The sequence below is a fragment of the Luteimonas deserti genome (genome assembly GCF_013425765.1).
Classification (GTDB): Bacteria; Pseudomonadota; Gammaproteobacteria; order Xanthomonadales; family Xanthomonadaceae; genus Luteimonas; species Luteimonas deserti.
In genome coordinates this window covers 382,610-395,224 of record NZ_JACCJZ010000017.1, presented here as the reverse complement: position 1 = coordinate 395,224, position 12,615 = coordinate 382,610, and the positions used below count along the sequence as shown (strand labels likewise).

The 12,615-nt window shown below is 71.2% G+C and carries 10 protein-coding genes; 7 read left to right on the top strand and 3 right to left on the bottom strand.

From position 1 onward, the window contains the following. Positions 1 to 69: 69 nt before the first annotated feature. The gene (locus tag H0E82_RS10910; protein ID WP_180545475.1) at positions 70 to 1,218 is read right to left on the bottom strand and encodes a Rossmann-fold NAD(P)-binding domain-containing protein; all 1,149 of its coding nucleotides are present in this window, start codon (positions 1,216 to 1,218) and stop codon (positions 70 to 72) included. 190 nt (positions 1,219 to 1,408) lie between these two features. Beyond that, positions 1,409 to 2,305 carry a YghX family hydrolase gene (yghX, locus tag H0E82_RS10905; RefSeq protein ID WP_180545474.1) on the bottom strand — a complete coding sequence of 299 codons (897 nt, stop codon included), beginning with the start codon at positions 2,303 to 2,305 and terminating at the stop codon, positions 1,409 to 1,411. Positions 2,306 to 2,393: 88 nt separating this feature from the next. On the opposite strand from yghX, the gene H0E82_RS10900 reads away from it, so the two are divergent. The 3 genes from H0E82_RS10900 to H0E82_RS10890 all read left to right on the top strand — a co-directional run bounded on the left by H0E82_RS10900 (position 2,394) and on the right by H0E82_RS10890 (position 5,621). Beyond that, on the top strand, positions 2,394 to 4,214 hold the full coding sequence (locus H0E82_RS10900; protein WP_180545473.1) for a putative nucleotidyltransferase substrate binding domain-containing protein: 1,821 nt from the start codon (positions 2,394 to 2,396) through the stop codon (positions 4,212 to 4,214). Positions 4,215 to 4,216: 2 nt separating this feature from the next. After that, positions 4,217 to 4,831 (top strand): exonuclease domain-containing protein, encoded by a 615-nt coding sequence (locus H0E82_RS10895; protein WP_180545472.1) that lies wholly within the window; start codon positions 4,217 to 4,219, stop codon positions 4,829 to 4,831. Positions 4,832 to 4,985: 154 nt separating this feature from the next. Continuing rightward, positions 4,986 to 5,621 (top strand): NAD(P)H-binding protein, encoded by a 636-nt coding sequence (locus H0E82_RS10890; RefSeq protein ID WP_180545471.1) that lies wholly within the window; start codon positions 4,986 to 4,988, stop codon positions 5,619 to 5,621. Between the two features lie 7 nt (positions 5,622 to 5,628). Here the strand turns inward: H0E82_RS10890 and H0E82_RS10885 are convergent, their stop codons facing one another. After that, entirely contained in the window at positions 5,629 to 6,852 is a 1,224-nt protein-coding gene (locus H0E82_RS10885; RefSeq protein WP_180545470.1) for a threonine synthase, read from the bottom strand. A 609-nt stretch (positions 6,853 to 7,461) separates the two neighbouring features. On the opposite strand from H0E82_RS10885, the gene H0E82_RS10880 reads away from it, so the two are divergent. The 4 genes from H0E82_RS10880 (at position 7,462) to H0E82_RS10865 (ending at position 12,609) form a co-directional block, all read left to right on the top strand. Continuing rightward, on the top strand, positions 7,462 to 8,559 hold the full coding sequence (locus tag H0E82_RS10880) for a tetratricopeptide repeat protein (RefSeq protein WP_180545469.1): 1,098 nt from the start codon (positions 7,462 to 7,464) through the stop codon (positions 8,557 to 8,559). 409 nt (positions 8,560 to 8,968) lie between these two features. Next, positions 8,969 to 11,566 (top strand): TonB-dependent receptor plug domain-containing protein, encoded by a 2,598-nt coding sequence (locus H0E82_RS10875; protein ID WP_180545468.1) that lies wholly within the window; start codon positions 8,969 to 8,971, stop codon positions 11,564 to 11,566. A gap of 531 nt (positions 11,567 to 12,097) precedes the next feature. Beyond that, the gene (locus tag H0E82_RS10870; RefSeq protein WP_235974272.1) at positions 12,098 to 12,346 is read left to right on the top strand and encodes a hypothetical protein; all 249 of its coding nucleotides are present in this window, start codon (positions 12,098 to 12,100) and stop codon (positions 12,344 to 12,346) included. Between the two features lie 29 nt (positions 12,347 to 12,375). Next, positions 12,376 to 12,609 carry a hypothetical protein gene (locus tag H0E82_RS10865; RefSeq protein WP_180545467.1) on the top strand — a complete coding sequence of 78 codons (234 nt, stop codon included), beginning with the start codon at positions 12,376 to 12,378 and terminating at the stop codon, positions 12,607 to 12,609. Positions 12,610 to 12,615 lie beyond the last annotated feature (6 nt).

The window sequence follows — 12,615 nt, the reverse complement described above, 5'->3', positions numbered from 1 at the left end:
ACACGCGGCCTCGCGCGTACCGTGAGCGCCGGCGGTTCGCGTGTCCTGCTGCTGGCGGCGGGCGTGATCTCAGCCGGCGCGCGCGTGCCAGGCGCGCAACAGCGCGGCCTCGCGCTCGCGCGTCATGCCGGCACGCGGCGCGCGCTGCCGGTCTCCGGGCAGGGCGCGGTACCAGGCGAGCAGATCCGCCACCGTCGTCGCCAACGGACGGAAGGTCAGTCCGGCGGCGATCGCGCGCCGGTTGTCGACCTGGCCGTAGCCTCCGAAGGCGTGGTCCTGCGAGAACCAGATCGGCAGATCGGCGCCGAAGGCCACGCCTTCGGCGTGCAGGAACGCGGCAGGCACATGGGTGTACCGGATCGCCCCGCCCGTGACCGCATGCGCGCCGTGGACCAGGGCATCGGTGCCCAGGCGGAAGTCGGGACCCGTCGCATTGAAGGTACCGCGCGTGCGCGTTTCCGCCAGGCGCACCACCCACTCGCCCAGGTCCCGGCCGTCGACGAACTGCACGGGATCACGGCCGTCGCCGGGCACCAGCATCTCGCCCCCATCCGCGACCCGCAGCGGCCAGTAGCTGAAGCGGTCGGTTTCGTCACGCGGCCCCACGATGTAGCCCGGGCGCACGATGCTGACCTGATCGCCGAACTGCCGCCGGGCCTCCGCCTCGCTGGCCGCCTTCAGTGGACCGAACAGGTTCGCGACATCGGCCTGGAGCGTGGCCGAGGTTTCCGCCATCGGGTCGGCGCCCGTGTACTTCGCAACCGCGGCGTCCTCGTCGATGCCCGCCCGGCTGCCGTCGGCATAGACGGAGATCGACGAGATGAAGATGTAGTGCCCCACGCGGCCGGCGAGCACGCCGCCGGCATCGCGCACCCAGGCCGGCAGCGTGGTGGGATTGTCGATGCACACGTCCCACTCGCGGCCGCGCAGCGCATCCAGCTCGCCCGCGTTGCGGTCGCCCTGCAGCTGCTCCACCGCGCCCGGCCACTCGGGCGTGGGACGCCGGCCGCGGTTGAACACGGTGACCTGGTGCCCCCGTGCCAGCGCGTACGCCACCTGGAACGGGCCGGTGAAACCGGTGCCGCCGAGGATCAGGATGCGCAGCGGACGCGTCGCGCGCGCGACCGGAGGCGAAGCGGCCATCCCGATCGACGGCAGAGCGCCGGCAGTGGTGGCGAGGGCGGCGAGTTTCAGCAGGTCACGACGGCGGGTAGGCATGACGGCTCCAGGCAGGGTGCCTCGCCACGCTGGCGACGGCGTGGCGCGAGTCTGGAAGGCGGGCGCCGTGGCGACACCTGCCGGAAGTCGGGAGGCCGACCGTCACCCGGCCGTCGCCCCCGCCCCTCGATGCGTCGCGCGCGCGACGCAGCCCGGCCCCGCGCGCATGCCTCGAACGCGGCGTGGGCGCTCAGCCGGGTTCGCCCAGATGCGTGCGGAACCAGTCGAGCGTGCGCGTCCAGGCCAGCTTCGCGGCAGCCTCGTCGTAACGCGGGGTCGAATCGTTGTGGAACCCGTGGTGGGTGCCCGGGTAGATGTGGGCCTCGTACGGAGTGCCCGCCGCCTTCAGCGCGGCCTCGTAGGCGGGCCAGCCTTCGTTGATGCGCGGGTCGTTCTCGGCCAGATGCACCAGCAGCGGCGCCCGGATGCGCGGCACGTCGTCCGGCCGTCCCTGGCGTCCGTAGAACGGCACCGCCGCGCCCAGCTCCGGGTACGCCGCAGCGGCGGCGTGCGAGACGCCGCCGCCGTAGCAGAAGCCGGTGATGCCGACGCGATCGGTGGTCAGCGGACTGGCGAGCAGGAACTCGATGGCCGCGAAGAAGTCGTTCATGAGCTTCTCCGGGTCGACGGTCTGCTGCAGCTCGCGGCCCTTCTCGTCGTTGCCGGGATAGCCGCCCACCGAGGACAGGCCGTCGGGCGCCAGCGCGACGAAGCCGGCCTTGGCCACGCGCCGGGCGACGTCCTCGATGTAGGGGTTCAGGCCCCGGTTCTCGTGCACCACGACCACCCCCGGCTGCGGCCGTTCGGCCTTCGCCGGTCGCACCAGGTATCCCCGCACCTCTCCGTGCCCGTTCGGCGACGGATAGCGGATGTACTCGGCCACGATGTCCGGATCGGTGAACTGGATCTGCTGCGCCAGCGCATAGTTCGGCGCCAGCGAGGCCAGCAGCGCGGTCGCGGTGAGGCCGCCGACGGCGAACCGCGCGGCGCGGTCGAGGAAATCGCGCCGGCTGATCCGCCCGTGCACGTAGAAGTCGTAGAGCTCGAGCAGGTCGGGATGGAAATCGCGTGCGGTGAGTCGGGACATGGCGGTGCTCCGGGCCGGCAGTGGAGTCCGAGTGTACGGCGCGGGCCGACTGGCGGATCCGCGACCCGCTGTGCGCACAATAGACGGCATGGACCCCGTGCCCGGACTCGACCTCGCACTGCCGCCGTTCGACCTGCTCGACGACGCCGGCCGCGAACGCCTGCAGGCCAGCGTCGACATCGGGTTCCATGCGGCCGGCACCACGCTGATCACCGCAGGCCAGGCTTCGGCCCACGTCCACGTGATCCTCAAGGGCCTCGTGCACGCCTACCAGACCGAGGGCGGCGGCGAGCGCCGCTTCGCCGACTACGGCCCCGGGGACGTGTTCGGCGCATGGGCGGTCATGGCCGGACGCGCGCGCCTGAGCTATCGCGCCGACGGCGACGTGCTGAGCTTCCTGATTCCGGCCGAGGTGTTCCGCAGCCTGGTCGACGATTACCCGCGCTTCGCCGCCTACTTCAACGAGGGCCTGGCGGTGAAGGGCCAGCTGGCAGGCGACGGACGCGATCGGCGCGAAGCGGGCGAGCTGATGGTCACCCAGGTGGGCGAGGCGCAGCTGGCACCTGCCGAGCACGTCACGGCCACGACCTCGATCGCCGATGCCAGCGCCCGGCTGCGCGCGCGGCGGGTGGACTGCCTGCTGGTCGACGACCCCGTCCACGCGGAACCGGGCATCGTCACCCGGACCGATCTGCTCGAAGCCCTCACCGTCGACGGCCATGCCCTGGACGCGCCGGTCGGCCCGCTGGCCAGCCGCCCGCTCGTATGCGTCGGCACCGGCGAGGTCTTGTTCCAGGCCCTGATCAGCATGACCGAGCGGCATATCGACCGTGTGGTCGTGCGCGCCCGGGACGGCGCGATCACGGGCACGCTCGGTATCGCCGAGGTGCTGTCGCATTTCGCCAGCCATTCGCACCTGGTCAGTCTGCGGCTCGCGCGCGCGACCACGCTCGAGGAGGTCGCCGGGGCGGCATCCGGCATGACCGCGCTGGTGCGCAGCCTGGCCGCCCACGGCGCCCGCATGCCCTACCTCATGGAGCTGGTGAGCGCGCTCAACAGCCGGATCATGGGCCGCATCTTCGAGCTGGTGGTGCCGGCGCCGCAGCGCGAGCGTCTGTGTTTGCTGGTGATGGGCAGCGAGGGGCGACGCGAACAGTTGCTCAAGACCGACCAGGACAATGCCCTGGTGGTCGCCGACGAGGGCGACTGGACGGGCCTCGATACGGCCATGGAGCGCTTCAGCGCCGCACTGGCCGACGTCGGCTATCCGCCCTGCCCCGGGCGCGTCATGGTGAACAACCCGCACTGGCGCATGACCGCCGCGGGCTGGCGGGCGCGGATCGACCACTGGCAGCGGCAGCACGGCGGCGAGGCGGCGCTGGATCTCTCGATCGCGATGGACGCCCGGCCGGTCGCCGGAAACACCGCCTTGTTCGTTCCGATCAAGCAGCGGCTGATGGCCCTGGGCGAGGACGAGATCCTGCTGCACCACCTGGCCGGCGCCACGCTGGCCTTCGAGCCGCCGCTGACCTTCTTCGGTCGCGTGCGCAGCGCAGCCGACGGCACCGACGTCAAGAAGGGCGGAATCTTCCCGGTGGTACACGGCGTGCGCTGCCTGGCCCTGCGTCACGGCATCGAGGCGACAGGCACCGTGGAGCGGTGCGAGGCGCTCGCTGCGCGCGGGGAACTGTCGGCGGCACTGGGCCGCGACCTGCCCCAGGCGCTCAACGTGTTCCAGCGCATGCGGCTCGATGCCCAGCTCGCCGCGCTCGACGCGGGCCGCGTACCCGACAACCGCATCGACACCGAGCGCCTGCGCCGACTGGATCGCGAGCTGCTGCGGGACGCCTTCCACGTGGTGAAGGACTTCCGCGAGCACGTGCGCCGCACGTTCCACCTGACGGAGTGACGGTGGGCCCCCTGCACCGCTGGTGGCTGCGTCGGCAGCATGGCGCAGGCGACTGGGCCCGCCTGTTGCAGCCGGTCGCGCGCGACGAATGGGTGAGCCTCGATCTGGAGACCACGGGGCTCGATCCGCGCCGTGACCATGTCCTCAGCCTCGCCGCGGTCCCGGTACGCGCCGGACGGGTGCAGCTGTCCGAGCGCTTCGAGTGCCGCATCCGCCCCGATCGCGCGTTCGGCATCGAATCGATCCGCCACCATCACATCACCCCGGACGAAGCCGCAGGCGGCATGTCGGTCACGCCCGCCGTGCGTGCATTCCTGATGTGGCTGGGCAGCCGTCGCCTGCTCGGCTATCACCTCGCGTTCGACCTCGCGATGCTGGCGCCGCACGTGCGCGCGGTGACCGGATTCCCGCTGCCCCACCCACACGTCGAACTCGCGTCCGCCTATGCCCGGCGCGCACGACGCGCCCGTCCGGACGTGCCGCCGAACCTCGAACTGCCGCGCATCGCCGAGGAGCTGGGCGTGCCGGTGCTGGGGCGACATACCGCGCTCGGGGACGCGACGACCGTCGCCCTGTGCTGGCTGGCACTCGACGAACGCGCGCGTATCGTGCGATGAGTCCGACACCGCGCTTGGCACGGCGTGGCCCTGCGCGCCGACCCGATCCACATTTGGCTGGCGCCCCGCGGATCTTGCTCCTGCTGAGGCGCAGCGAGCAAAGAGCGTGGCGCTGGATGCGCCGCCGACCTGTTTTTCCTGTCACGGAGTCGCGATGCGCCTGATCCTCCTCGGAGCCACCGGTCTCGTCGGCCGCCACGTACTGCAGCGTGCGCTGGACGACCCGCGCGTCACGCGCGTGGTCGCGCCGGCGCGCCGAGCCCTGCCCGGCCATCCGAAACTCGACGCGCCGCAGGTGGATTTCGACCGGCTGCCCGACGCTGCATGGTGGGCAGCCGATGCGGTGATCTGCACCCTGGGCACGACGATGCGCGCGGCGGGCTCGCGTGCGGCGTTCCGCGCGGTGGATCACGACTATCCGCTGGCCGTCGCGCACTGCGCGCGCCGCCACGGCACGCCGGCCTTCGTGCTGAATTCCGCGATGGCGGCAGATGCGCATTCGCGGTTCTTCTACAACCGCGTCAAGGGCGAGATCGAGGACGCACTGCGTGCGGTCGGTTTCCCCTCGCTCACCCTGGTGCGGCCCGGGCTCATCGGCGGTCAGCGGGACCCGCCGCGCCCCGCCGAAGCCATGGCCGCACGTGCGCTCGGCCTGTTGCACCCCCTGCTGCCGCGACGCTGGCGGATCAGTCCCGCGCCGGTCATCGCCGCCTGCATGCTCGAGGCCGCGATCGCCGGTCGGCCCGGCGTCCACATGGTCGAGGCCGACGCACTGTCGACGCCCGACTGAGGCCGTGTCAGTCGGCGGGCAGCCCGTCGCCGGGCTGCAGCAGCGGCGGCGAGGCGATGAAGGTCTCCGGATACTTGATGCCGGCGCCGGTGTTGAGCGCCACCACGCGCTCGCCGGCGCGGATCCAGCCGGTCTCGCGGAGCTGGCGCGCGGCGGCGAACAGCGCCGCGCCTTCCGGACACACGAAGGTGCCTTCGAGGCGCGCGGCGTCGCGCTGCGCAGCCAGCAGATCGTCGTCATCCACGGCCACGGCGCAGCCTCCGGTCGCATAGAGCGCATCGAGCACCAGGAAATCGCCGAGCGCCTTGGGTACGTTGAGCCCGAACGCCACCGTGCGCGACCCCGCCCAGAATTCGGAGTCCGGTGCCCGGCGGGTCCAGGCATCGACGATCGGCGCGCAGCCGCTCGCCTGCACCGCGACCAGGCGCGGCAGCGGGCGCGCAGGATCGAGCCACCCCAGCGCGCGCAGCTCGTCGAAGGCCTTGCGCAGGCCGATCAGTCCGACGCCGCCGCCCGTGGGATACAGGATGACGTCCGGCAGGCACCAGTCGAACTGCTCGGCGAGTTCGAGCCCCATGGTCTTCTTGCCCTCGATCCGGTAGGGCTCCTTCAGCGTCGAGGCATCGTAGAGTCCGCGCTCGGCCACCGCGTGCGCGACGATCTTGCCCGCGTCGCTGATCAAGCCGTCGACCAGGTACAGCGCCGCGCCCGCGATCGCGACCTCGTTGCGGGTGATCGACGGCGCATCTCGGGGCATGACGATGGTCGCGTGGATGCCGGCGCGCGCGGCATACAGCGCCCAGGCCGCGCCCGCGTTGCCGTTGGTCGGCATCGCCAGGGCGGTGACGCCGAGTTCCCGTGCGCGCGACACGCCCACCGTCGCGCCACGCGCCTTGAAGGACCCCGTCGGCACGATGCCCTCGTCCTTCATCGAGAGCGCGTCGATCCCGAGCGCCCGGCCCAGCCGCGGGAGCGGCAGCACCGGGGTGCCACCCTCGCCGAGCGAGACCACATGCCGTGGATCGCGCACCGGCAGCAGTTCGTGCCAGCGCCACAGGGTGGAGGTTCGCCCGGCCAGCGCCGAGCGTGGCACCGCATCGCGCAGCGCGTCGAGGTCGTAGACCGCGAGCAGCGGCGCGCCGACGGCGCTCAGCTGCTGGATGCGGTCGGCGTCGTAGCGCAGGCCGCTGCGCGGGCAGACCAGGTGGGACAGGAAGCTGAAAGCGGTCATGGGCGGTTCCGTCGATGTGCAGGCGGAGCCTAGCGCCATGCGCACGCCGGGCGTCGGTCCGAGCGACCGTATGGGTCCGGCTGCCACCGGCACCGCGACGACAGCCATGCCCTCGGGGTGTGCTCGCCCTGCGGCATCCCGAGGATCGACGAGAGAACGCGCCCTCCTCGGCACGCCTCGCCGGAGCGACGGACCGCACCGCGTCGCAGCCGGCTGCCGCCGGCACCGCGACGACAGCCATGCCCTCGGGGGTGTGCTCGCCCAGCGGCATTCCGAGGGTGGACGAGAGAACGCGCCCTCCTCGGCACGCCTCTCGCCAGACCTCGCCGGAGCGACGGACCGCGCCGCGTCGCAACCGGCTGCCGCCGGCACCGCGACGACAGCGATGCCCTCGGGGTGCGCTCGCCCCCGTGGCATCCGGAGGATGGACGCGAGAACGCGCCCTCCTCGGCACGCCTCTCGCCAGACCTTGCCGGAGCGACGGACCGCGCCGCGTCGCAATACGCGCGCCGCATGCGCACAGGCATGGCCGATGGTCTATTGCCGGCTGCTCCGGCAGGCCTAGACTGCACTGACCGGCCTGACCACTGACGGCCGCGGAGCGGATCGATGCGCGCCTGCTGGCTTGCCGCCGTGTTGATGATCGCCTTGCAGGGCGTCGCATCTGCTGCGCCCGCCACGACCGACACGCCGCCGCCACCGTCCCGGATCCTGGCGATCCCGCCCGAGCTGCGTCAGGCGTTCCGGCAGGCGGTGAACGACCGCAGCACGGCGCCGCAGGTGCGGCTCGACCTGATGATGCGCTTCCTCTTCGAGGGTGAAGGCGGACTGGGCATGACCTACGACCATGCCGCGACCCACACCGTCGAGGAGGCGTACCGGACGCGCAAGGCCAATTGCCTCACATTCACGCTGCTCTCTCTGGCGCTCGCGCGCGAAGCGGGCCTGGACGCCCAGGCCCAGCAGATCGACGAGGTGCTCTCGTGGCGTCAGGAGAACATGCACCTCGTGCGCTCGAATCACGTCAACACGGGGCTTCGCGTCCAGCAGCGCCGTTATACGATCGACGTGGCCTCGAACGAAATCCTGACGCGCGCGCCACCGCGCGCGATCGGCGACGCGGCCTTGCTGGCGCTGTACTACAGCAACCGGGCGATGGAGCTCGCCATCGAAGGCCACTACACCGCCGCAGTGCCATACATGTCGGCATCGCTCGCACTGGATCCCGACTCCGCACACGGGCTCAACAATGCAGGCGTGGTCGCACTGCGCAGTGGCGATGCGGCCACCGCCGAAGCGCACTACCGCGCCGCGCTCGAACGCGAGCCCGAGCACTGGGGTGCGCTCGCCAACCTGTCGCACCTGTACGAGCGGCTCGGCGACGTCGCACGCGCCCGGCCACTGCGTCAGCGCAGCGACCGTGTCCTCGCACGCGATCCCTTCCATCAATTCATCGTCGGCCACCAGGCCGAGAGCGCGGGCGATCCTGCAACGGCGGCTGCGCGCTACCGTCGCGCGATCCGGTTGCATTCCGGCGAGCATCGCTTTCATTCCGCGCTCGCCCGGACGCTCCTGCAGCAGGGCGACACTGCCGGGGCGATCAAGGCATTGACCGCCGCGCGACGGCTCGCCGACGCGGAGGGTGGTGCCCGGTACCAGGCGAAACTCGACCGGCTCAGAACCGCCGGCGCGACACCCCGGCGGTGACGCGCGCGCGCCGGGAGCCGAAGCACAACGTGAGGCGGGCAGACGCCCAGTGTGGCGCCCCAGGGCGGCAGTTCCCCCGTCGTCGGTCCCATCGACGCGGATCTGGGACGTCCAGTCCCTGACGCCGATACGCAGTGCGAATGCCAGCCCTGCCTGGCTTCTCCGCACGCACCCCCGAGCCGCGTTCCACCGTCGTGCCCACTATGCCGCGTGCCCAGGCGCTGTACGGGGCGTGGCCGCAGCACCGTTGAGCGGCCTGCTGTCCTGAAAACGGGCCAGGCTCACAGAACCATGACCCTCGTATTGCGGTCGCATTTCATTCCTGTTAAGCCTGCTGCAGCGCAGCACATGGGCAACACGCTGGCGCGGAACGGGGGGGAACCGATCCGAATCCGAGGACACGCAGCGCATGGAAGACCGCAACTTGCAGTTCGCACCGACCCGGCTGGCCCGGGCCATCAGCTTCTCGCTCGCACTTGCCACGGCCGGGATGGCGATCCCGGCGTCCGCGCAGACGCCTGCGCCATCGCCGCCGCAGCAGGAGGCCACGTCGCTGGACACGGTCTCGGTGCTCGGCACCCGCAGCCAGCCCCGCTCGGCGGCGTCGTCGGCCGCGCCGATCGACATCCTCGGCGGAGACGAGTTCCGTGCGCAGGGCGCGACCGACGCGCTCGACCAGCTTCGGGTGCTGGTGCCGTCCTTCAACGTCAGCACGATTCCGATCGACGACGCGGCGAGCCTCGTGCGCCCGGCCAACCTGCGCGGGCTGCCACCCGACAACACCCTGGTGCTGGTCAACGGCAAGCGCTTCCACCGCTCGGCGGTCATCACCTTCCTCGGTCACGGCCTGTCCGATGGGGCACAAGGGCCCGACCTTTCGGTGTTTCCGTCGCTGGCGCTGGAACAGGTCGAAGTCCTGCGCGACGGCGCCGCCGCGCAATACGGGTCCGACGCGATCGCCGGCGTGATCAATTTCGGCCTCAAGCAACGCCGCGAGGGCGGCGCGGCGGAAGTGTTCGCCGGCCAGTTTTACGAGGGCGACGGCTTCACCACCCAGTACAGCGCACAGGTCGGCCTGCCGTTGACCGAGCGCGGTTTCGCCACGCTGACCGCGGAATGGCGCAGCGCCGATGCCACCTCGCGCAGCGTGCAGCGCGACGACGCCGCCGAAGCCGCCGCGGCCGGCTACCCCGGCGTCCCCGACCCGGCGCAGATCTGGGGCTCGCCGAAGATCAAGGACGATCTCAAGGTCATCGCCAATCTCGGGATTTCGGCCGAATCGGTCGATCTGTACCTGTTCGGCAATTATGCGAGGCGCGAAGTGGACGGCGGTTTCTACTACCGCACGCCGACCTCACGATCGGGCGTCTACTCCAACGATGGCGGACAGACCCTGCTGGTCGGCGACCTCACGGGCGTCGGCGGATGCCCGGTGATCCCGCTTCGCGACGGGGGCGGAGCGCTGCTGCCCTACGCGGGCGTGGGCGCTGCAGTCGCCGCGCTGCCCTCGAACTGCTTCACGTTTCTCTCGGTGTTCCCCGGGGGCTTCACACCCCGCTTCGGCGGTGAGCTCAAGGACAGTTCGGTCGTCGCCGGCGTCAAGGGCACCTGGGGCGACTGGCACTGGGACGCCAGCGGTACCCACGGGCGCAACCAGGTCGACTTCACCATCCGCAATACCGTCAACGCCTCGCTGGGGCCGAACCAGCCGGACGGCTTCTTCTTCTCGCCCGGGGGCAACGTGCAGACGGAGACCGGCTTCAACCTCGATGTGGGCCGTGATTTCGAGACCGCGTTCACCCGGGGGCCCCTGAGCCTGGCGCTGGGTGCGGAGTGGCGCAAGGAGGCGTTCGAGATCCGTGCAGGCGATGCCGCCTCGACCGGCATCGGCCCCCTGACCGAGCAGGGCTTCGCGCTCGGGTCCAACGGCTTCAACGGCTTCAGCCCGCGCACCGCCGGCAGGTTCGACCGCAGCAATTGGGCGGTCTACGTGGATGCGGAAGCGCGTTTCACGGAGCGCCTGTTGCTGGCCGGCGCGCTGCGCTACGAGGACTTCGATGATTTCGGCGACACCACCAACGGCAAGCTGACCGCGCGCTACGACGCAACGGATGCCTTCGCCTTGCGGGGCGCGATCAGCACCGGGTTCCGTGCGCCGACGCCCGGCCAGGCCAACATCAGCCAGATCACCACTGCCTTCGCCGGGACCGGGCTGGTCGACATCGCCACGCTCCCCCCCACCAATCCGATCGCCGCATTGAAGGGCGCGCAGCCGCTGACGCCGGAAGAGTCGATGAACTACTCCGCGGGGCTGGTGTGGAACAGCGGCGACTGGCTGGTGACCATCGACGGCTATCGGATCGAGGTGGACGACCGCATCGCATTGAGTTCGAGCTTCGAACTGAGCGACGCTGAGCGCGCGGCACTGGTGGCTTCGGGCAACCCGGAGGCGGCCTCGCTGACCTCGGTCACCTATTTCGGTAATGCCTTCGACACCACCACGACGGGCCTCGACGTGGTGACCAGCGTGGAGACCGACCACTTCGGCGGCACCACGACCTATTCCCTGGCCGCCAACTGGAACCGCACCCGCGTGAACCGCTTCAATCCGGATTTCGTCGACGAGGCCCGGGTCTACAAGATCGAGGAGTCCCTTCCGCGAACCAAGGGTTATCTGAGCGTCAACCACCGGCGCGACGTGTTCCACGCCAACCTGCGCCTGGCGTACTACGGGTCCTGGTACGAGGACCACGTCGACAGTGCGGTGATCCGGGTCGAGGACGGCGGCCTGCCGATCTACGACGGCAGCGCGGTGATCGTGGACGCCGAGATCGGCTGGACGTTCGCGTCGGGCCTGTACCTCAGCCTCGGCGCGCAGAACCTCCTGGACAAGGTGCCGGTCGACAATCCCTGGGGCGCATCGGTGGCGGGCGCCGCATACCCCGTGCATTCGCCCTACGGCTTCAACGGCGGCTTCTATTACGCGCGCGTCGGCTGGACGTTCTGAGCCTCCCCGGCCTGCGGGTGGCCGCAGGCCGGGTGAGCGTCACCACCGGGACACCGGCCGGAAACGGGCATCGGGCATGCGTGGCTGCCCGTTTGCCGGCCCGGCGCGCGCATCCGGCGGTCATGCGGAGCCACGCTGACGAGTGGCCGGACGCCCCGGTGTCGTCGACGCGGGTGTGCCTGCCGGCACCGGCCGCCCTGGCCGCAAGCCCGCGCTACGGAGGTCTCGGAGCGACAGCCGGTTTGTGGGCGGGCGTTCAGGTCCGTCTGCGTCGCCGCGCGAAAGCGCGTACCATGGTCCGGCACCGGATCCGCCGCGCATGCACCACGCCGCACCGGTCGCCCCGCGCCCGTCGCGCCGCCCGCTTCGCGGATTCCCCGCTACCAGGCCCTGGCCGCCCCGGCCGGACCGCTGATTCCGTACCGCAGGCGGCCCTGTCCGCATCGGCCCGGTCCAACACCTTCGTGCCCGTCCCGGCCCAGCCGGATGCGGGCGCACCGCACCATCCGCAATGGAACGATTGGAGGCTTCATGTCCACCAGCACCAAGCCCGCAGCACCCCAGAAGGCCCCGCTGCCGACCGCCGAACGCAAGTCCAAGCAGGCCCCGACGCTGAGCCATGACCGCATCGCCGCGGACATTGCCGCATTCCGCAAGGCAGGGGGCAAGGTCGAAGTGCTCGGCAACACCCCGATCCAGCGCCGTGTCACGCCCGCCAGCGGCGCGGCGGTGACACCCGCCGTAGCCGCGCCCGCCGCGGCGACCCGCGCGCGTCGCTGATTCCCCACGCCGCAGAAGGAGACGCCCACTTGGCGAAGATCAATTACGGATTCGAAAAGCGTCAGCGCGAGCTGGCCAAGCAGAAGAAGCAGGACGCGAAAGACGCGCGCAAGCGCGAAGCGCGCGCCGCCAAGGCGCCGGAGCAGGAGCAGGACGACGGCATCGCGTCCGCGCCGGACGCGTCCGAGCCTGTCCCGGCCGCCGCAGACGCCCCCGACACCGCTGCGCCGCGAGTGCACCGGCGCACCACGCCCGGCAGCTGACTCCCG